This is a genomic window from Pseudomonas sp. LPH60 (genome assembly GCF_030718165.1).
Taxonomy (GTDB): Bacteria; Pseudomonadota; Gammaproteobacteria; order Pseudomonadales; family Pseudomonadaceae; genus Aquipseudomonas; species Aquipseudomonas danubii.
Map to the genome: position 1 here is coordinate 1,000,313 of NZ_JAVAJH010000001.1, position 20,168 is coordinate 1,020,480.

A 20,168-nucleotide genomic window follows, 5' to 3' on the forward strand; every position below is an offset into this window, starting at 1 on the left:
GTGCGATCAGCTGATGCCAGGGCTGCTCAATCGGGCACCACGGACTCCAGCAAGTCACGATCCAGCCCCACCATGGCCTGCTCCAATCGCGTCAATGCCGTCTTGATCTGGCCGGCATTCGCGCCTTCGCGGCAGGCCTTCTCCAGGTATTCGCATTCATCGATCAGGGCCTGGGCATTGATGATCCGCGCCGCGCCGCGGATACGGTGAGCCAGGTCGGTCACGCCTTTATTGTCGGGGTTGGCCAGCAACCCGCGGATCTGCTTCAAGTCCTGCTGGTTGCTCTGGTGCAAGCCCTTGAGCACCCGCTGAATGGATGCTGGGTTGCCGCCGGTGAGGTGGTCCAGTTGCTGGATGTCGAAGCGCTCACTGTTGGCCTTGAGTTGCAAGCGGAGCAGGGCGGGCAGTTCTCGCAGACGGCGGTCCAGTTCCGGCAGGGCAATAGGCTTGAAGATGCATCCATTCATGCCGGCGTCCCGACAACGCTGTTCCTCTTCGGGTTGGACGTTGGCGGTAAAGCCGAAGATCTGCACCGGCGGCCGGCCCTGGATCTGTTCGGCAACACGGATTTGTCGGGTCAGTTCATAGCCGTTCAGCACCGGCATGTTGCAGTCGGTGATCACCACGTCGAAAGTTTCCCGCTGCCAGACTTTGTAGGCTTCGGCGCCGTTCTGCGCCTGGCTCAATGAATAGTTCAGGAAGCGCAGTTGTTCGCACAGCAGTTGGCGATTGGCCTGGCTGTCGTCCACCACCAGGATATGCAGCGGTGCCCTGGCGGCGACCGACGGGGTGGCTTGCGCTACAGCAGGCGGGGCATCGGGCAGTGGGTCGAGGCGATTCAACTGCACCTGCACCCGGGCCAGGGTGCCGACGCCCGGCTGGCTCTCCAGACGCAGTTGGCCGCCCATCATTTCGCAGAGCGTGCGGCAGATCACCAGCCCCAGTCCGGTGCCCGAGCGGGCGTTCTGATGTTGCCCTGGCACCTGGCTGAAGGGCTGGAACAGCCGTTGCTGGTCGTCGGGATCGATGCCGATCCCGGTGTCCTTGACGGTCAGCAGCAGGGGCAAAAGTTGCGCATCGTCACCCTCGGCCTGCAAACGGATCTGCACCCCGCCGTGTTCGGTGAACTTGATCGCATTGCTCAGCAGATTCGACAGCACCTGCTTGAAGCGCAGTGGGTCCACCAGCACGTCGCCATTGACGCTGCTGTCCAGATCCAGCTCCAGGCGCAGGCCCTTTTGCCGGGCCAGGCCATCGAAGACCCGGAACACCGACTCCACCAGATCCCGCAGGTTGGCCCGTTCGGGGCTCAGGCTCAGGCGTCCGCTTTCGATCCGGGCGATGTCCAGGATGTCGCCGATCAACTCCAGCAGGCCCTGGGCCGAACTGTAGGCCACCTCGATCGAGCTACGGTCGAGCTGGCCCTGGTCGGCACGCTTGAGGGCCAGTTCCAGCATGCCGATGACCGCGCTCATGGGGGTACGGATCTCATGGCTCATGGTGGCCAGGAAGGTGGTCTTGGCACGGTTGGCCTTGTCGGCGTCGTTCTTGGCCTGGGTCAGCTCGTCCAGCAGTTGCTGGCGCTCACTGATGTCCAGCCAGCCGCCGATGATGCCGAGGATTTCGCCCTGGGCATTTCGATAGGGCAGCATCCAGTGGTAGATCTGCGTCTGCTGCCCGCGGATATGGACGGTGCGGTCGATCAGCAGCGGCGGGCCACCGTCGAGGATGCTTTGGAAATCTTTGGCGAACAGACCGGCTTCGGGCACCGCCAACTGTTCGAGGTTGCTGCCCAGCACGCTCTCGCGATCGGTGCCCATGGTCTTGAGATAGCTGTCATTGCAGATCACCAGGCGCCGCTCGAGGTCGCGCACGTAGATCGGATTCGGCGTGCCGTTGATCAGCGCGTCCATGAAGCGCATTTGATCGTTGAGCGCATGCTCGGCCCGTTCGCGCTGGCTGACCTGGCGGCGCATGGCATAGCCCCAGGCCAGGGCGATCAGCAGCAACAGCACGCAGACGGCACCCGCCAGGTAGAGGGTGGTGCGGTAGTCGCGCCAGGAAGGAGGGACGACAGCGGCCTTGGAGCGCCAACGATTATTGAGCTCGGTAATGGCGTCGGGAGAAATGCTGCGCAAGGACTTGTCGATGATGCTGAACAGCTCCAGTTGGTCCCTGCGCACGCCGAAGGATTCGTTCAGCAGCGGCAGGTTCAGGGCCGATCGGACCTTGAGCTGGTCTTGCTTGATGCGCGGCAAGTTGAAACTGACGGCGATTTCCGCTTGCACCGCAGCATCGCCCTTGTGGTCGCGCAACAGGGCCAGGGCTTCGAAGTTGGTTTGTACTTCTTTGATCCGGATCTGTGGATAGCGCTGGCGCAGCAGCGGCACCAGGGCATGGCCGCTGCCGATCAGCAGGGTCTTGCCGGCCATTTCTTCCAGGGTTCTCGGCGCATCGGGAGCGTCGCGAGTGATCAACATGTAGGGCCCGACCAGGTAGGGGCGGGTGAATTGCAAATAGCCTTCGCGCTCGGGGTTGCGGGCTCGATCGGCCACCATCTGCACCCGGCCCTCGCGTACGGCGTTGTTGAGGTCCGTGAAGCTGGGCATGGCATCGATCTCGAAACTCAGCCCGGTCTTGGTCTCCAGCATGGCCAGCAGGTCGGAGGTAATCCCCAGGTAATTGCCTTCGGCGTCGAAGTAGGACATCGGTGGCAGATAGCGGTGGATGCCGATGCGCACCACGGGGTTGTTTTCGATCCAGCGTTGTTCGTCGGCCGTGAGATCGGTTTTTTCCATGCTCAGCAGCAGGCGGTCGCCCCAGCGATTGCGGATGCTGATGTCCTGTTCCTTGTGGATCGCTTGCAGCGCACTGTCGATCAGGCGTTGCAACTGCTGGTTGTCCGGGTTCACGGCGAAGGCGAAACCCGGGATGCTCGCGGGGCCGCTATAGATGATCCGCAGGTAGTCGCTGTAGTTGCGCGAGATCAGGAACTGCGCCGAGACCGCATCGCTGAGCAGCACATCGGCATCACCGAAGGCCACGGCGGCCATGGCGGCATCCGTGCTGTCGTAGCCTTCGATCTGTGCCTTGGGGTACATGGCCCGGGCAACGGGCAGGCTGATGGTGTCCGGGGAAATGGCCAGGCGACGTCCCTGCAAGCCGTTTTTCAGCGATGGAGAGTCCCCGAGGCGGGCCACCAGCGTCGGGCGATTGACCAGGTAGCGTTGGCTGCGCAGGAGCTGATGTTGCTGGGCATCGACCGGTGTCACGCTGCCCATGAAGTCGATCTCACCCTTGGCCAGGGCCTTGAAGACCTGTTCGCGGTTGTCATAGGCGCGGACGCTGATCTTCACCCTCAGAGCGTCCGCCAGCAGGCCGATGTAGTCTGCGGTGATGCCTTCGTATTCCCTGGACTCGTTGACCATCTCCAGCGGTGGCAGGTTCTGCTGCGAGGTGCCCAGCACCAGTTCGCGCTTGTTGCGCAGCCATTGCCAATCATCGTTGGTCAAGGGCAGTTCATGGTGGTGGGGTGATTCATAGTTGAGCAGTTGCAAGGGAGTTGCTGTGTCTCCCAAGGCGGGAAAGCATGCCAGCCATATCAGCGTTGGCAGGAGGAAGCGGGGCATCGGGGCTCCTGATCGAAGAACGGCACAAGGATGAGTCGAGGAGGAACTGGGCTGGCTGAGTTGACCGCCGCACAAGGGCTGATCGTCAATGCTGGATATCAATATAGATCAAGGAAGAGCGCGAAACGGGCCTATTTTCCTGAGTTGCTCGGGCTTGGGCAAGCCCGTCAAGGCTGGCGGACCGAAGGTAGGGGCTTAGTCTTGACCCGCGTTCGGTTGGCGATACGCTTGTGTCTATCTGCACCCTTGCGATACTTCTGTCGGTTAGTGCCACAGAAGGCGCCTAGCGATCCGTTATCGGGCCCCTGGGCAGTCGCCGCTCACCCTGGAGCCGCGCGTGAATACCCTGAAAATATTGGTGCTTGAAGACCATCCGGTGCAGCAACTACTGGCCCTGGAGCAATTGCGACGCCTGGATGTAGCTCAGCCATTGGCGGCGTCCGATGGGGACAGTGCCCTGAACCTGCTGCGTGAGCGCGGTGCGGCGGACATCGTTCTGTGCGACTTGCAGATGTCGGGCATGGACGGCCTGGAGTTCTTGCGGCGAGCCAGTGAGGAGCACTTGGTGCGGGCGGTGATTCTCTACAGCCTGATTGAGTCCGATCTGCGTCGCGCAGTGTTGCAGATGATCAGCCTGCATGGGTTGATCGTCCTGGGGGACGTGGGCAAGCCGGCGGACCTGGAAGCCTTGCAGGCGATGCTCGAACTGTATCAGCAGCGCCATCAGCAACAGGTTCCGGCACCGTCCCGGCACTTTGCCCCGGTGAGCCTTGAAGACCTGCAGCGGGGCGTCGAGCAGGGCCAGTTCGTCGCCTACTACCAACCCAAGTTCGACCTGCGCCACGCCAGTTGCTGTGGCGCCGAAGTGCTGATGCGTTGGTGCCATCCCGAGCGCGGGGTCCTGGCGCCGGCGGCCTTTCTCGATGAGCTGGAGGCCGCAGGCCTGCTGGACGAGGTTCTCCACCAGCAGCTTGACCAGAGCATGGCCCTGCAGCGCCGACTGCTGGACCAGGGTGAAGAACTGGAGCTGGCGTTCAACCTGATGCCCCGACAACTGGCCAGCGGTGACATCGTCAGGCACATCCGTCAGGCCATCGACCGGCATCAGGTTCCGCCGCGGTTGCTGACGTTCGAAATCACCGAGGTGGGCCTGGTGCAGGCGCCGGCCATCAGCCTGGAAAACCTGGTGCGTCTGCGGATGATGGAGTGCAACCTGGCCATCGACGACTTCGGCGCCGGCTATTCCTCCTTGCAGCGCCTGTGCGAACTGCCGTTCAACCAGATCAAGCTCGATGCGCATTTTGTCCGTGAACTGGTGCGTCAGCCCCGCTGTCGCGCGGTGGTCGGTGCCTCCCTGGCCTTAGCCAGCAACCTGGAAATGTGCCTGGTGGTGGAGGGGGTGGAAACCCAGCTCGAACGGCGCCTGCTGCTGGAAATAGGCTGCGTCATGGCCCAGGGGTACTGGTACGCCCGGCCGATGTCGGAAAGCGCACTGTTGTCCTGGCCGCGAAGCATCCCGGCCGAGCAACCTTTAGTGTTTCCCTGACACTGCTCTGCGGTGTTGGAGGGTCCCGCGCTGGACGTCGACGGCGATTGCGTTGAAGCTTGCCCTCCAACGTTCCAGCCAGGGCCTTGCATGCTCATCGTATTCAGCGGATTGCCGGGCTCCGGCAAGACCACCATCGCTCGCACCCTGGCTCCCCACTTGGGAGCCACCTACCTGCGTATCGACAGCATCGAGCAGGGCCTGCGCGATGCCGGCCTGGCAGAGGTCGGCAAGGCCGGTTACCAGATCGCCCTGCAACTGGCCGAGGCCAATCTGGCCCTGGGCAACCCGGTGCTGGCCGATTGCGTCAATCCCGTGGCCGAAAGTCGTCAGGCCTGGAGCGATCTGGCGCAGCGACTGGGAGTGCTCCTGCTGGATGTCGAGGTGATCTGTTCCGACCCCCGGGAACATCGACGGCGGGTCGAGACCCGGCAGGTGGATGTGCCGGGGCTGCAAGCGCCCAGTTGGCAGTCGGTACTCGATCACGACTACCAGGCCTGGGCGCAGTCGCCCTTGCGCCTGGACAGTGCGAGCCTGTCGCCGCAGCAGGCGGTGGCGCTGATCCTGGCTCGGTTGCCGGTGCGCAGCTGACGGCCGACCGGCCAATCCTCGCTGTGGCCAGTCAATGCCTTGAACCTCGATGGTGCGCTGGCGGTCAGTGTTCAGGGGCCGCTGCTGGCCAGTGCACGCCCTATTGCCAGCAAAGCTCCCGATAACGGGGCAAAAAAATCCTCCCTGGGGCTTTGTGCACCGATTCAGCCCGCAACCGTTTGCCATGACTCGGGCAGGGTCCCCATGGGCGTCCCCAAGACCGCTTCCTGGTGGGGATTTATGTCTCTTTTATGAATGTATTTGTCGCTATTTGTGGGGTTTTTCAGACCATATGCCGCAGTGGCCGTGGTTTGGGCATTTGCGGCATAGCCTTTGCTACCGCTCTGTGAAGCGGGCGGCAGGGGCCGTCCGACCGTGGGCCCAGGAGGTGCTCGCACACAGGGGAACTATCATCCCTTCAAGGTTAAAGCCGGGTCACGCACACACAGGGTTCAAATAAAAAGCCGTTCATATCGCGGCAAGGAGTTGGCTATGTCCCGCGCTTTTTTCGATGAAATGTACGCTGCCAGCGGCACCTGTCGACCACACTACGAAGCGTTCGCCCGTTGGCTGGCGGACACGCCCCTGGAGCTGCTGGACCAGCGTCGGCGTGAAGCCGACCTGTTGTTCCACCGCGCCGGTATCACCTTCACCCTGTACGGCGACGAACAGGGCACTGAACGCCTGATTCCCTTCGACATCATTCCCCGCAGCATCAAGGCCAGCGAGTGGCGCACGGTGGAGCGCGGCTGCGTGCAGCGGGTCCAGGCGCTGAACCTGTTCCTGGCGGATATCTATCACGGCCAGCGGATCATCAAGGAAGGCATCATTCCCGCCGAGCAGGTGCTGGCCAACGAAGGCTATCAGGTGGCCATGCAGGGCCTGGACCTGCACCGGGGCACCTACGCCCATATCGCCGGGGTCGATCTGGTGCGCGACGGCGATGGCAGCTACTACGTGCTGGAGGACAACCTGCGCACCCCCAGCGGCGTGAGCTACATGCTTGAAGACCGCAAGATGATGATGCGTCTGTTTCCCGAGTTGTTTGCCGCCCAGCGCATTGCCCCCATCGATCATTATCCCAACCTGTTGCTGGACACCCTGAAGAGCTCCAGCCCCCTGGACAACCCGACGGTGGTGGTGCTGACCCCGGGACGTTTCAACAGTGCCTATTTCGAGCACGCGTTCCTTGCCCGGGAAATGGGCGTGGAACTGGTAGAAGGCGCCGACCTGTTCGTGCGTGACGACCGGGTGTTCATGCGCACCACTTCCGGCGCCCAGGCGGTGGACGTGATCTACCGTCGGCTGGACGATGCCTACCTCGATCCGCTGTCGTTCAACCCCGATTCCATGCTCGGCGTGCCCGGGCTGATCGCCGCCTATCGCTGCGGCAATGTGGTGCTGGCCAACGCCGTGGGCACCGGGGTCGCCGACGACAAGTCGATCTATCCCTATGTGGACGAGATGATCCGCTTCTACCTGAGCGAAGAACCGATCCTCAAGAACGTGCCCACCTGGCAGTGCCGCAAGCCCGCCGAGCTGTCCCATGTGCTGGCCAACCTGCCGGACCTGGTGGTCAAGGAAACCCAGGGCTCCGGCGGCTACGGCATGCTGGTAGGGCCGGCGGCCACCGCAGCGGAGATCGAAGAATTCCGCACCCGCCTCAAGGCTCGCCCCGAGGCTTACATCGCCCAGCCGACCCTGTCCCTGTCCACCTGCCCGACTTTTGTCGAAAGCGGCATCGCCCCGCGGCACATCGACCTGCGGCCGTTCGTACTCTCCGGCCGGGAAACCCGCCTGGTGCCCGGCGGCCTGACCCGCGTGGCGCTGCGCGAAGGCTCGCTGGTGGTGAACTCGTCCCAGGGCGGCGGCACCAAAGACACCTGGGTAGTGGAGGACTGAACCATGCTCTCAAGAACCGCTGCGGACCTGTACTGGATGTCCCGCTACCTGGAGCGCGCCGAGAATCTGGCGCGCATGCTCGAGGTCAGTTATTCGCTGTCGCTGATGCCCCAGGCCGGGCGCGGTGACGGCCATGCCGAACTGGCCATGTCGTTGCTGGCGGCCGGCACCCTGGATGACTACAACCAGCGCTACGGTGAACTGAACACCGAGCGCATGCTGCACTTTTTCGCCCTCGACGAGACCAACCCGGGGAGCATCTACTGCTGCCTGCGGGCGGCCCGCAGCAATGCTCACGCGGTGCGCGGGCGGATCACCGCGGACATGTGGGAGAACATCAACGCCACCTGGCTGGAGATGCGCAACATCGCCCGCAATGGCCTGGGGCGCTACGGCATCAGCCAGTTCTGCGAGTGGGTCAAGGAGCGTTCGCACCTGTTCCGCGGCGCCACCGCCGGCACCATCATGCGCAACGACGCCTATCGCTTCATTCGCCTGGGGACCTTTATCGAGCGCGCCGACAACACCCTGCGCCTGCTGGACGCACGCTATGAAATGTTCGGCGAGGAGTCCGAGGAAGTCAGCGATAACTCGGCCCGGGGCTATTACCAGTGGAGCGCCTTGCTCCGTGCCTTGTCGTCCTTCGAAGCGTTCAACGAGATCTACCGCAATGCCCCGGGGGCCGAGCAGGTGTCCGAGATGCTGCTGTTGCGCGCCGATGTACCGCGCTCGCTGCATGCCTGTGTCGAGGAACTGGACCAGCTCCTGGCCACCTTGCCGGGGGACAACGGGCGTCCGGCCCAGCGCCTGGCCGCCGAGCTGAATGCGCGCCTGCGCTACACCGGGATCAACGAGATTCTCGATTCCGGCCTGCACCAGTGGCTGACCGATTGCATCGGGCAGATCCGCCACTTGGGGCAGACCGTGCATGAGTCCTATCTGGAGGTGGTATGAAACTGTCCATTCGTCACGACACGACCTACAGCTACGCCGATGAAGTCTGCACCAGCATCCAGTTCCTGCGGTTGACACCCCAGGACAGCCAGCGCCAGCAGATCCTCCAATGGCACCTGGAGCTGCCACGGCAGGTGCGCGCCCAGCGCGACCCCTACGGCAATATCCTGCATGTCATGACCCTCGACGAGCCCCACGGCGCCATTGTCCTCACGGCCTTTGGCGAAGTGCAGATCGATGGCACGCGGGAAGTGGAGGGCGACAGCCAGTCGCCGCTGCCGTTCCTGCGTTGCAGCCACCTGAGCAAGGCGGACTCGGCCCTTTGCGACTTTGCCCGGCGCCATTGCGGCGAGCGCCGTGATCGCGCCGCGCTGATCGAGCTGATGCAGGCCCTGGCCGAGCACATGCCCTACAGCCCGGGCGCCACCGGGGTTGGCAGTACTGCGGCCGAAGCTTTTGCCGGCGCTGCCGGGGTCTGCCAGGACCATACCCACGCGTTCCTGGCCTGCGCCCGCAGCCTGGGGATTCCCGCGCGTTACGTCTCCGGCTACCTGTGCACCGAGGACGCCAGCCACCTGGCCAGCCATGCCTGGGCCGAAGCCTGGCTCGACGACGGCTGGTACAGCTTCGACGTGACCAACCGCCTGGCGCGACCCGAGCGTCACCTGAAACTGGCGGTGGGCCTGGACTACCTGGATGCCTGCCCGGTGCGCGGCATGCGTCGCGGGGGAGGGGCTGAACAGATGCAGGCTCGGGTCCAGGTCAGTTCCATGGTGCAGTTCCAGCATCAGTAACGCCGCGCAGCGTCGCCGCCCGTGCCCTGACGGGCGCGGCGCTACGGGTCGATTGTTGCCTGGGGCCGTGGCCACAGCTAAGGAGTTTTGGATAGACAGCCAGATGTTATAAAGTAACGGCCGATTTGCCGGGCGCGAGACCGGCACCGTCCCTTTGAACCTGACGCTGCGATCCCTCCTTATGAGTTCTTTACCCAACCCTCCCGCGAGCCTCGGCACCCGGCTGCTGAGTATCGATGCCCTGCGCGGCCTGGTGATGCTGTTCATGCTACTGGACCATGTGCGGGAAACCTTCTTCCTGCACCGGCAGGTGAGCGATCCCATGGACGTGGCCACCACCGAGCCCGGGCTATTTGTCAGCCGCACCCTGGCACACCTGTGCGCGCCGGTGTTTGTCCTGCTGACCGGGCTTTCGGCTTACCTGTTTGCCCAGAAGCACGGCCATCGGGCCGAGGCCAGCACTTTCCTGTTCAAGCGTGGGTTGTTCCTGGTGGTGCTGGAACTGACCCTGGTGAACTTCGCCTGGACCGGGCAGATCCCGCCGACGCTGATCTACCTGCAGGTGATCTGGGTCATCGGCCTGAGCATGCTGGCGCTGTCGGCCCTGTTGTGGCTGCCTCGGGCGCTGTTGTTGGGCCTGAGCCTGCTGCTGATCGGCGGGCACAATCTGCTGGATGGGCTGCATTTCGCCCCGGGCGAGGCGCTGCACGTGCCCTGGGCGATCCTGCATGATCGCGGCTGGATCGAATGGGGCGAAGGGCTGCGTCTGCGGACCTCCTATCCGTTGCTGCCATGGATCGGCGTGATCGGCCTGGGTTATGCCCTGGGGCCCTGGTTCGCCCGCGAAGCCGGGGCCGCTCAGCGACAGCAGCGTCTGTTGCGATGGGGGCTGGCGGCGCTGGCGGGGTTCATCGTGCTGCGGCTGCTTAACGGCTATGGCGAGCGGCCCTGGGTCAGTGGCGAGACCTGGGGGCAAACCCTGATGAGCTTTTTCAACATCACCAAATACCCGCCGTCGCTGCTGTTTATCGCCCTGACCCTGGGCGCCGGGCTGCTTCTGCTGCGGGCCCTGGAGCGGCGGCAGGACAGCGGTTTGATCCGGGTGCTCGGCGTATTTGGCGCGGCGCCGATGTTCTTCTACCTGTTGCACTTGTATGTGCTCAAGGGCCTGTATCTGCTGGCCGTGGCGCTGCTGGGACGCAATCAAGGGGCCTATTTTGGCTTCGACTCGCTGGGCTGGCTGTGGCTGATCACGTTGCTTCTGGCCTTGGTCCTGTACCCGCCGGTGCGGGGCTTCGCCCGACTCAAGGCCCGGCGCCGCGACCTGGCCTGGCTGAAGTACTTCTAAGGGGCCAGTCCCTTGCTGCCTGCACCGGATTGCTGGCGCAGGCAGGGCGATCAGCGTTTTTTTGCCGGCGCCGATAAACACCGCTTGAACGGCACGGGGCACTCTCTGTACTGTATATAAAAACAGTATTCGAGCCTCGCCATGCAACTGATCGACAAGCTGAGCATCCTCGCCGACGCCGCCAAGTACGACGCTTCCTGCGCCAGCAGCGGCGCGCCCAAGCGCAGTTCCGAAGGCAAGAGCGGGTTGGGCTCGAGCAATGGCATGGGCATCTGCCACAGCTATACGCCGGACGGGCGCTGCGTCTCGCTGCTCAAGGTGCTGCTGACCAATTTCTGCCTCTACGACTGCCAGTACTGCGTCAACCGCCGTTCCAGCGATGTGCCCCGGGCCCGTTTCAGCCCCGAGGAAGTGGTGCGCCTGACCCTGGATTTCTACCGGCGCAATTGCGTCAGCGGGCTGTTCCTCAGCTCCGGGATCATCCGCTCGGCGGACTACACCATGGAGCAGTTGGTGCAGGTGGCGAGGCTGTTGCGTGAAGAACACGAGTTCCGCGGCTACATCCACCTCAAGACCATTCCCGACGCCGACCCGCTGCTGATCGAGCAAGCCGGGCGCTATGCCGACCGCCTCAGCGTCAATGTCGAGCTGCCTACTGACCAGGGCCTCAAGACCCTGGCCCCGGAAAAACACCTGGGCTCGATCAAGCAGGCCATGGGCACCATCTATACCGGCGAGCAGACCGTGCGCAACGAGCCCCGGGCGCCGCGTTTCGCCCCAGCGGGGCAGAGCACCCAGATGATCATTGGTGCCGACGACACCGATGACAGCACCATTCTCCACAGCGCCGAGGCGCTGTACGGCAATTTTCGCCTGCGCCGGGTCTATTACTCGGCGTTCAGCCCGATCCCCAACAGCCCGAAAAGCGTGCCCCTGGCCGCGCCGCCGCTGATGCGCGAGCACCGCCTGTATCAGGCCGACTTCCTGCTGCGCGGCTATGGCTTCAGTGCCAACGAACTCTTCAAGGGGCCGGGGCACCTGGCCCTGGACATCGACCCCAAGCTGGCCTGGGCGCTGGAGAACCGCAACCTGTTTCCCCTGGACCTGAACCGCGCCGAGCCAAGCTTGATCGCGCGCATTCCGGGGATCGGCCTGCGCACCACCCAGCGCCTGGTGGAGCTGCGTCGCGAGCGGCGCATCCGCTTCGAGGACCTGGCGCGCATGCGCTGTGTGCTGAGCAAGGCCAAGCCGTTCTTCATCACCAGCGACTATCACCCGCAGCAGGCGGAAACCAGCAGTGCGCTGCTCTACCAGCAACTGCGGGACCGGCCGCAACCGCAGCAGATGGGGCTCTGGGGATGATCAGCCTGGACTGCGACGACCTGTTCGACACCTGGCGCCAGCAGGCGCGCTGGCTGCTCAGTCATTCCATCGATCCGAGCCGGGTCAGTTGGGCCGGGACCCGGGAGGCCGACCTCTTTGCCAGCGACGAGAGCTGCCCCGAACAGCCCGGACCGTTTCGCGCGCGCATTCCCCAGGCCCTGCTGGAGCTGTTGCAGCGGGCCGCCTGCTACCGCGGCGAGCAGCGCTGGAGCCTGCTTTACGAGGTGCTGTGGCGGGTCAGCCATGGCGACCGCACGGCCATGCTCAGCGGCGATCAACTGGGCAGCGAGTTGCAGCGGCGGATCAAGCAGGTGGACCGCGAGGCTCATCACCTGCATGCCTTCGTGCGCTTCGTCAGGCTGCCCGAGGGCCGTTCATCCCTGGCCGAGCAACCCGAATACGTGGCCTGGCACGAACCGGCCCACGACATCCTGGCCCAGGCCAGCCGGCACTTCATCGGACGCATGGGGCGCCACCGCTGGATGATCGCCACGCCCCGGGACGGGGTGTACTTCGACGGCGAGCAACTGCACCACCAGCGCCAGTGCCCCGCTGGTTGGCAGCAACTGGCCCAGGCCGGCGACGACCCCGGAGGCGAGCTGTGGCTGGCCTACTACAGCCACATCTTCAACCCGGCGCGGCTCAACCCCAGGGTCATGCAGGGGCATTTGCCGACCCGGTTCTGGAAGCACCTGCCGGAGGGACCGCTGATTCCGGCGCTGATCAGCGAAGCGCGCCACGGCAAGCAGCGCGACGGCCAGGCCAGCCAGGTGGCAGCGCGGCCAGGCAAGCGGATCGGTCAGGTGCGCAGCGATAGCGCTGGGCAGACGCCAGGACCTTCCCTGACAATGCGCGGCTTTGAACAATGAGGCAGGCAGTCAATGGATGACGGTGTGGATGACGGCAAGGGCATTACCGAGGAGTTCTGGTCGAAGGCAGTGACTGACGACGCCAAGATGATGTGGCGGGTGGGCAGCCGCGGCGTGACCTTCCTGGCGGCGCTGCTGCTGCCCAAGACCGGGTTCAAGGTCGTGGACATCGCGGTTGGAGTGCTGACCATGCTGATCCCCTTGCTGGTGATCGAGACCCAGAGGGCCTATTCGAAGTTTTCCCCCGGGTTCCTGGCCTGGGTGGTTCGCATCAGTGTCTTTGCCAGTGGTGTGGCCATGGCCAGCCTGGGGTTGGTGATTTACGCCTGGGTAGTTGGGCCTGTGGTATCGGTGGTCGGCCTCGCCTTTTTTCAACAGACAGTCAGTCTTGGCGGGTACGGGAACAAAGGGGTTGAGTTCGTTGTGTTCTGGTGTATCGCGATAGTCACTGCGATGGGGGTGATACACGCGGTGATCAAGCAGTTTCGCGAGCTGAAGATTTTCGAACTTGTTTATCACCTGCCACGCAATCGAATGGAGTGGCTCATGCAGGGCCGACCGCTGCGAGCCAGCGACTGGCCGATGTTCGTCTGCTTCGAACTCTGTGTGCTGATCACGAGTTTTCTCTACACCTTGGTGGCGTCCCGGGCTGCACTGCTGGTGGTGGATGGAACGCAACAGGTGCTGATGTCGTTCGGTATCAGCCTCTGAGGGGGGAGCCCCGCCTTCGGCAGGCATCCTGCAGTCTCCAGGCATGAAAAAGCCCGCCCCTGGCAAGCAGGGGCGGGCTGGGGTGCAGCAGGGGGCGAATCAGACCTTGACGATCCAGCCCGCTGGCGCTTCCACGTCGCCGGTCTGCACGCCGGTCAGCTCTTTGTAGAGCTTCTGGGTGATCGGGCCGACGTCTTTTTCGCTGTAGAACACGTGCAGCTTGTCCTGGTACTGGATGCCGCCGATCGGCGTGATCACCGCGGCAGTACCGCAGGCACCGGCTTCCTTGAAGTCCGAGAGCTTGTCGATGAACACGTCGCCTTCGACCACTTCCAGGCCCAGGCGGGTCCTGGCCAGCTCGATCAGCGACAGGCGGGTGATACCCGGTAGTACCGATGGCGAGTTGGGGGTGACGAATTTGTCGTCGTGGGTGATGCCGAAGAAGTTCGCCGAACCGACTTCCTCGATCTTGCTGTGGGTCAGCGGGTCGAGGTAGATGCAGTCGGCGAAGCTGGCCTTCTTGGCCTGGGAGCCCGGCATCAGGCTGGCGGCGTAGTTGCCACCGACCTTGGCCGCGCCGGTGCCTTGTGGGGCGGCGCGGTCGTAGCTGGAGATCAGGAAGTTGTGCGGGGTCAGGCCGCCCTTGAAGTAGGCGCCGACCGGGATGGCGAAGATCGAGAAGATGAACTCCGGCGCGGTGCGCACGCCGATGTTGTCACCCACGCCGATCACGAACGGACGCAGGTACAGCGCGCCGCCGGTGCCGTACGGCGGAATGAAGCGCTCGTTGGCCTTGACCACGGCCTTGCAGGCTTCGATGAACTGTTCGGTGGACACCTGCGGCATCAGCAGGCGGGCGCAGCTGCGCTGCATGCGCGCGGCGTTCTGGTCCGGACGGAACAGGTTGATCGAGCCGTCCTTGCAGCGGTAGGCCTTGAGGCCTTCGAAGCATTGCTGACCGTAGTGCAGGGCGGTGGAGCCCTCGCTGATGTGCAGCACGTTGTCTTCGGTCAGGGTGCCCGCGTCCCACTCGCCGTTACGCCAGTGCGACAGATAGCGCTTGTCTGTCTTGATGTAGTCAAAACCCAGCTTGTCCCAATTGATGCTTTCGTTACCCATGACACCCTCTATCACTTAACAACCGCCGGAACGGCTTAAGGCTTCTGACGTTTTTTTGGATGGGCACAACAATACTGCATTCCGGGGGCTTACCGCATCCCCGTATTGAACCCTGTAACTGCTGCCGCAGGCTGCGATCGGCCTCGAAGAGAACGTGCTCTTGAGGCCCTCGGAAGGTCCTGCGGACCTTGTCGCAGCCTGCGGCAGCGGCTACAGGTTGTGTTTACAGGTGCAGGGCGTGCCCCAGTGCCCGCAGCGCCGCTTCCTGGACCGCTTCACCCAGGGTCGGGTGGGCGTGGATGGTGCCGCCGATGTCTTCCAGGCGCGCGCCCATTTCCAGGGATTGGCCGAACGCCGTGGACAATTCGGAGACACCGACCCCCACCGCCTGCCAGCCGACAATCAGTTGATTGTCACTTCGGGCCACCACCCGCACGAAACCGCTTTTCGATTCCAGGGTCATGGCCCGGCCATTGGCCGCGAACGGGAAGCTGCTGACGATGCAATCCAGCCCGGCAGCGCGGGCCTCGTCCGGAGTCTTGCCCACCACCACCAGTTCCGGGTCGGTGAAACACACCGCCGGGATCGCCGCCGGGTTGAACTCGCGGTGCTTGCCGGCGATCAGCTCGGCGACCATCTCGCCCTGGGCCATGGCCCGGTGCGCGAGCATGGGTTCGCCGCTGAGGTCACCGATGGCCCAGACGTTGCGCATGCTGGTCTGGCAGCGGTGGTCGATCTTGATCGCCGCGCCGTTCATGTCCAGGTTCAGGCTTTCCAGGTTCCAGCCCTGGGTGTTGGGTTTGCGACCCACCGCCACCAGTACCTGATCGGTGGCCAGGTTCAGGGTGTCGCCGTTGGGCTCGCGCACCTGCAGGCTGCTGCTGGCGGCATCGAAGCCCAGCACGCTGTGCTTGAGGTAGAGCTTGATGCCCAACTGCTTCACCGACTCCAGCACCGGCTGGGTCAGTTCGGCGTCATAGGCCGGGAGAATGCGCTCCTGGGCCTCGACCACGCTGACCTCGACACCGAGCTTGCGATAGGCGATGCCCAGCTCCAGGCCGATGTAGCCACCGCCGACCACGGTCAGGCGCTTGGGCAGGGTCTTGGGCGCCAGGGCCTCGGTGGAGGAGATGATCGGCCCGCCGATGGGCAGCATCGGCAGGTTGACGCTTTTCGAGCCGGTGGCCAGCAGCAGGTGTTCGCACTGGATGCGGGTATCAGTGCCTTCGATCTCCACGGTCTTGCCGTCGATGACCTTGGCCCAGCCGTGAATCACCTGGACCTTGTTTTTCTTCAACAGCGCGGCGACCCCGGTGGTCAGGCGGTCGACGATGCCGTCCTTCCATTCCACGCTCTTGCCGATGTTCAGGGTCGGCGCCGCCACTTCGATGCCCAGGGCCGAGCCCTGGCTGTGGTGACGGGTCTGGTGAAACTGCTCGGCCACATGAATCAGCGCCTTGGACGGGATGCAGCCGATGTTCAGGCAGGTGCCGCCCAGGGCCTGGCCTTCCACCAGGATGGTGGAAATGCCCAGCTGGCCGGCACGGATCGCCGCCACGTAACCGCCAGGCCCGCCGCCGATGATCAGCAGTTGGGTGTTGAGAGTCTGTTGCATGCCTGCTCCTCTGAAAGTCAGTCCACAAACAGCGTGGCGGGTTGTTCGAGCAGGCCGCGAATGGCCTGGATGAATTGCGCAGCGTCCATGCCGTCGACCACCCGGTGATCGAAGGAGCTGGAGAGGTTCATCATCTTGCGGATCACGATCTGGCCCTTGATCACCATCGGCCGCTCGACGATGCGGTTGACCCCGACAATCGCCACTTCCGGCAGGTTCAGCACCGGGGTGCTGACAATCCCGCCCAGGGCGCCGAGGCTGGTGAGGGTGATGGTGGAGCCGGACAGTTCATCCCGGGCCGCCTTGCCGCTGCGGGCCGCCTTGGCCAGGCGCGAGATTTCCTCGGCGTTGCCCCACAGGCTGCGGGCTTCGGCGTGACGTACCACCGGCACCATCAGGCCGACGTCGCTCTGGGTGGCGACCCCGACATGCACCGCGCCGTGGCGGGTGATGACCTGGGCTTCGTCGTCGTAGCGCGCGTTGATCTGCGGGAAGTCGCGCAGGGCGACGACCATGGCCCGCACCAGGAACGGCAGCAGGGTCAGCTTGCCGCGGCTGGCGCCGTGTTTTTCATTGAGGTGGATGCGCAGCTCTTCCAGGGCGGTGACGTCCACTTCCTCGACATAGCTGAAGTGCGCGGCGCGGTGCTTGGATTCCTGCATGCGCTGGGCGATCTTGCGGCGCATGCCGATCACCTGGATCTGCTCTTCGTCGTGGCGTTCGGCATAGCCTGTGCCCGGCGCCGAGTAGCCCTTGAGCGGCTGGCTGTCCTGGGCCAGGTAGGCCTCCAGGTCTTGGTGCAGGATGCGCCCGGCGGGGCCGCTGCCTTGCACCAGGCGCAGCTGGATGCCCAGGTCCAGGGCGTGCTTGCGCACGGCGGGCGAGGCCAGGGGGCGTTCGTCGGCCTGGCGCGCCACCGGCGCCTGGGGCGCAGGGCGGCAGGCGGCTTGGCTGACGACGGCTTGTTCCACCTTGGGTGCTTCGACCACTTGCGCGGCAGCCGGCTTATTAATAGCGGCCGGTGCTTGTTGCGCCGGCGCGGCGGCCTGGGCGGATTCCTTGAGGTTGCCCGCGCCTTCGACTTCGATGCTGATGAGGATGCTGCCCACCGCCATCACTTCACCGGGTTCGCCGCCCAGGGAAATGACCGTGCCGTGCACTGGCGAGGGAATGTCCACCATGGCCTTGTCGGTCATCACGTCCGCCAGGACCTGGTCTTCGACCACCTGGTCGCCGACTTTTACGTGCCACTGCGCCAGTTCAACTTCCGCGATGCCTTCGCCGATGTCCGGCATCTTGATAACGTGCGTGCCCATTCAGACCTCCATGACCCGTTGCAGCGCCGCGCCCACTCGGGACGGCCCTGGGAAATATGCCCACTCCTGCGCGTGGGGATACGGCGTATCCCAACCGGTGACGCGCTCGATCGGGGCTTCCAGGTGGTGGAAGCAGTGTTCCTGCACCAGCGACACCAGCTCGGCGCCGAAGCCGCAGGTACGGGTGGCTTCGTGCACCACCACGCAACGGCCGGTCTTTTTCACCGACTTGACGATGGTGTCCAGGTCCAGGGGCCACAGGCTGCGCAGGTCGATGACCTCGGCGTCGATGCCGGTTTCCTCGGCCGCCACTTGCGACACATAGACGGTGGTGCCGTAGGTGAGGACGGTGACGTCCTTGCCCGGACGGGCGATGGCCGCCACATCCAGCGGCACCTTGTAGTAGCCGTCCGGCACCTGGGCCGCCGGGTGTTTCGACCAGGGGGTTACCGGGCGGTCGTGGTGGCCATCGAACGGGCCGTTGTACAGGCGCTTGGGTTCGAGAAAGATCACCGGGTCATCGTTTTCGATGGAGGCGATCAGCAGGCCCTTGGCGTCGTAGGGGTTGGAGGGCATCACGGTGCGCAGGCCGCAGACCTGGGTGAACATCGCCTCGATACTCTGGCTGTGGGTCTGGCCGCCATAGATGCCGCCGCCGCAAGGCATACGCAAGGTCATCGGCGCGGTGAACTGGCCGGCGGAGCGATAGCGCAGGCGCGCGGCTTCGGAAATGATCTGGTCCGAGGCGGGGTAGACGTAGTCGGCGAACTGGATTTCCGCCACCGGACGCAGGCCGTAGGCGCCCATGCCGATGGCCGCGCCGACGATGCCGCTTTCCGAGATCGGTGCGTCGAACACCCGCGAGGTGCCGTACTTGGCCTGCAGGCCCTCGGTGCAGCGGAACACGCCGCCGAAGTAGCCGACGTCCTGGCCGAACACCACCACGTTGTCGTCACGCTCGAGCATCACATCCATGGCCGAGCGCAGGGCCTGGATCATGGTCATGGTGGTGGTGGTCATGGCGGTTTCCAGCTGGATATTGTTGTTGTGATCGTTCATGTCAGACCCCCAGTTCCTGGCGTTGACGTTTCAGGTGCTCGGGCATGTCCTTGTAGACGTCCTCGAACATGGTCGCGGCGCTGGGGATCTGGCCGCCGGCGAGGGTGCCGTACTGCTCGGCTTCCTTCTGCGCGGCAATCACCTGGGCTTCGAGCTCGGCGCTGACCGCGGCGTGTTCCTCTTCGGACCACTGGCCGATCTTGATCAGGTGCTGCTTGAGGCGGGCAATCGGGTCGCCCAGGGGGAAGTGGCTCCAGTCGTCGGCCGGACGGTACTTCGACGGGTCGTCGGAAGTGGAGTGCGGGCCGGCGCGGTAGGTGACCCACTCGATCAGGGTCGGCCCGAGGTTGCGGCGGGCGCGTTCGGCGGCCCAGCGCGAGGCGGCGTAGACCGCGATGAAGTCGTTGCCGTCGACCCGCAGGGAAGCGATGCCGCAGCCCACGCCGCGTCCGGCGAAGGTGGTGGCTTCACCGCCGGCAATGGCCTGGAAGGTGGAGATCGCCCACTGGTTGTTGACCACGTTGAGGATCACCGGCGCGCGGTACACGTGGGCGAAGGTCAGGGCGGTGTGGAAGTCCGATTCGGCGGTGGCGCCGTCGCCGATCCAGGCCGAGGCGATCTTGGTATCGCCCTTGATCGCCGAGGCCATGCCCCAGCCCACGCCCTGCACGAACTGGGTCGCCAGGTTGCCGGAGATGGTGAAGAACCCGGATTCCTTCACCGAGTACATGATTGGCAACTGGCGTCCCTTGAGCGGATCGCGCTCGTTGGACAGCAGTTGGCAGATCATCTCCACCAGCGGCACTTCCCGGGCCATCAGGATGCTCTGCTGGCGGTAGGTGGGGAAGCACATGTCGTCGATGTTCAGGGCCAGGGCCTGGGCGCTGCCGATGGCTTCCTCGCCCAGGCTCTGCATGTAGAAGGACATCTTCTTCTGGCGCTGGGCGACCACCATGCGGTTGTCGAAGATCCGCGTCTTGAGCATGGCGCGCATGCCCTTGCGCAGGATTTCCAGCGGCACGTCGTCGGCCCAGTCGCCCAGGGCGTTGCCCTGATCGTCGAGCACACGGATCAGGCCGCGGGCCAGGTCGGCGCAGTCGGCAGGTTCGATATCGATGGGAGGTTTGCGGGCCAGGCCGGCGTCGTTCAGACGCAGGTAGGTGAAGTCGGTCTTGCAGCCGGGACGGCCCGAGGGTTCGGGAACGTGCAGGCGTAGCGGTGCATACGCGGTGGTCATGGCTTTCTACGCTCGATCTTGTGGATTTCTTGTAATTGGGCGCGCTAGCTGACAGTCATTCCCTGGGTAAGGGAAATTTTGTCCTACAAACATCA

15 protein-coding genes are annotated in these 20,168 nt (G+C 64.2%); 9 read left to right on the forward strand and 6 right to left on the reverse strand.

The features are described from left to right. Nucleotides 1-26: 26 nt before the first annotated feature. The gene (locus tag Q8O96_RS04605; protein ID WP_305948444.1) at nt 27-3,629 is read right to left on the reverse strand and encodes a transporter substrate-binding domain-containing protein; all 3,603 of its coding nucleotides are present in this window, start codon (nt 3,627-3,629) and stop codon (nt 27-29) included. A gap of 337 nt (nt 3,630-3,966) precedes the next feature. Between Q8O96_RS04605 and Q8O96_RS04610 the strand changes: the two genes are divergently transcribed. From Q8O96_RS04610 to Q8O96_RS04650, 9 genes are all read left to right on the forward strand, one after another. Next, the gene (locus Q8O96_RS04610; RefSeq protein WP_115582234.1) at nt 3,967-5,175 is read left to right on the forward strand and encodes an EAL domain-containing protein; all 1,209 of its coding nucleotides are present in this window, start codon (nt 3,967-3,969) and stop codon (nt 5,173-5,175) included. Nucleotides 5,176-5,265: 90 nt separating this feature from the next. Beyond that, nucleotides 5,266-5,766, forward strand: a complete 501-nt coding sequence (locus tag Q8O96_RS04615) for an ATP-binding protein (RefSeq protein ID WP_115582235.1) — start codon at nt 5,266-5,268, stop codon at nt 5,764-5,766. 492 nt (nt 5,767-6,258) lie between these two features. Beyond that, entirely contained in the window at nt 6,259-7,668 is a 1,410-nt protein-coding gene (locus Q8O96_RS04620; RefSeq protein ID WP_102864394.1) for a circularly permuted type 2 ATP-grasp protein, read from the forward strand. A 3-nt stretch (nt 7,669-7,671) separates the two neighbouring features. Further along, nucleotides 7,672-8,622 carry an alpha-E domain-containing protein gene (locus Q8O96_RS04625; protein WP_102864395.1) on the forward strand — a complete coding sequence of 317 codons (951 nt, stop codon included), beginning with the start codon at nt 7,672-7,674 and terminating at the stop codon, nt 8,620-8,622. After that, nucleotides 8,619-9,416: a transglutaminase family protein gene (locus Q8O96_RS04630; protein WP_102864396.1), complete on the forward strand. Its 798-nt coding sequence runs from the start codon at nt 8,619-8,621 to the stop codon at nt 9,414-9,416. Before Q8O96_RS04625 ends, Q8O96_RS04630 begins: the two co-directional genes overlap by 4 nt. 181 nt (nt 9,417-9,597) lie before the next feature. After that, nucleotides 9,598-10,764, forward strand: a complete 1,167-nt coding sequence (locus Q8O96_RS04635) for a DUF1624 domain-containing protein (RefSeq protein WP_305948445.1) — start codon at nt 9,598-9,600, stop codon at nt 10,762-10,764. A gap of 141 nt (nt 10,765-10,905) precedes the next feature. Next, a complete protein-coding gene (locus Q8O96_RS04640; protein WP_305948446.1) occupies nt 10,906-12,126 on the forward strand; it encodes a putative DNA modification/repair radical SAM protein in 1,221 nt (406 codons plus the stop codon). Next, the gene (locus tag Q8O96_RS04645) at nt 12,123-13,016 is read left to right on the forward strand and encodes a TIGR03915 family putative DNA repair protein (protein WP_305948447.1); all 894 of its coding nucleotides are present in this window, start codon (nt 12,123-12,125) and stop codon (nt 13,014-13,016) included. Before Q8O96_RS04640 ends, Q8O96_RS04645 begins: the two co-directional genes overlap by 4 nt. A 24-nt stretch (nt 13,017-13,040) precedes the next feature. Further along, complete coding sequence (locus Q8O96_RS04650) at nt 13,041-13,727, forward strand: hypothetical protein (RefSeq protein WP_305948448.1); 687 nt, start codon at nt 13,041-13,043, stop codon at nt 13,725-13,727. A gap of 99 nt (nt 13,728-13,826) precedes the next feature. On the opposite strand, the gene Q8O96_RS04655 is transcribed toward Q8O96_RS04650, so the two are convergent. The 5 genes from Q8O96_RS04655 to Q8O96_RS04675 all read right to left on the reverse strand — a co-directional run bounded on the left by Q8O96_RS04655 (nt 13,827) and on the right by Q8O96_RS04675 (nt 20,073). After that, nucleotides 13,827-14,846: a branched-chain amino acid aminotransferase gene (locus Q8O96_RS04655; protein WP_207167615.1), complete on the reverse strand. Its 1,020-nt coding sequence runs from the start codon at nt 14,844-14,846 to the stop codon at nt 13,827-13,829. 223 nt (nt 14,847-15,069) lie between these two features. Continuing rightward, a complete protein-coding gene (gene lpdA / locus Q8O96_RS04660) occupies nt 15,070-16,461 on the reverse strand; it encodes a dihydrolipoyl dehydrogenase (protein ID WP_305948449.1) in 1,392 nt (463 codons plus the stop codon). Between the two features lie 17 nt (nt 16,462-16,478). Next, nucleotides 16,479-17,777 (reverse strand): dihydrolipoamide acetyltransferase family protein, encoded by a 1,299-nt coding sequence (locus Q8O96_RS04665; RefSeq protein WP_305948450.1) that lies wholly within the window; start codon nt 17,775-17,777, stop codon nt 16,479-16,481. Next, on the reverse strand, nt 17,778-18,836 hold the full coding sequence (locus tag Q8O96_RS04670) for an alpha-ketoacid dehydrogenase subunit beta (protein ID WP_047303847.1): 1,059 nt from the start codon (nt 18,834-18,836) through the stop codon (nt 17,778-17,780). Between the two features lies 1 nt (nt 18,837). Further along, a complete protein-coding gene (locus tag Q8O96_RS04675) occupies nt 18,838-20,073 on the reverse strand; it encodes a 3-methyl-2-oxobutanoate dehydrogenase (2-methylpropanoyl-transferring) subunit alpha (protein WP_102864402.1) in 1,236 nt (411 codons plus the stop codon). Nucleotides 20,074-20,168: the final 95 nt, after the last annotated feature.

Coding starts and splice junctions, on each gene's coding strand:
- Q8O96_RS04605 (WP_305948444.1), bottom strand. CDS start 3,629: ATGCCCCGCTTCCTCCTGCCAACGCTGATATGGCTGGCATGCTTTCCC.
- Q8O96_RS04615 (WP_115582235.1), top strand. CDS start 5,266: ATGCTCATCGTATTCAGCGGATTGCCGGGCTCCGGCAAGACCACCATC.
- Q8O96_RS04620 (WP_102864394.1), top strand. CDS start 6,259: ATGTCCCGCGCTTTTTTCGATGAAATGTACGCTGCCAGCGGCACCTGT.
- Q8O96_RS04625 (WP_102864395.1), top strand. CDS start 7,672: ATGCTCTCAAGAACCGCTGCGGACCTGTACTGGATGTCCCGCTACCTG.
- Q8O96_RS04630 (WP_102864396.1), top strand. CDS start 8,619: ATGAAACTGTCCATTCGTCACGACACGACCTACAGCTACGCCGATGAA.
- Q8O96_RS04635 (WP_305948445.1), top strand. CDS start 9,598: ATGAGTTCTTTACCCAACCCTCCCGCGAGCCTCGGCACCCGGCTGCTG.
- Q8O96_RS04640 (WP_305948446.1), top strand. CDS start 10,906: ATGCAACTGATCGACAAGCTGAGCATCCTCGCCGACGCCGCCAAGTAC.
- Q8O96_RS04645 (WP_305948447.1), top strand. CDS start 12,123: ATGATCAGCCTGGACTGCGACGACCTGTTCGACACCTGGCGCCAGCAG.
- Q8O96_RS04655 (WP_207167615.1), bottom strand. CDS start 14,846: ATGGGTAACGAAAGCATCAATTGGGACAAGCTGGGTTTTGACTACATC.
- lpdA (WP_305948449.1), bottom strand. CDS start 16,461: ATGCAACAGACTCTCAACACCCAACTGCTGATCATCGGCGGCGGGCCT.
- Q8O96_RS04665 (WP_305948450.1), bottom strand. CDS start 17,777: ATGGGCACGCACGTTATCAAGATGCCGGACATCGGCGAAGGCATCGCG.
- Q8O96_RS04670 (WP_047303847.1), bottom strand. CDS start 18,836: ATGAACGATCACAACAACAATATCCAGCTGGAAACCGCCATGACCACC.
- Q8O96_RS04675 (WP_102864402.1), bottom strand. CDS start 20,073: ATGACCACCGCGTATGCACCGCTACGCCTGCACGTTCCCGAACCCTCG.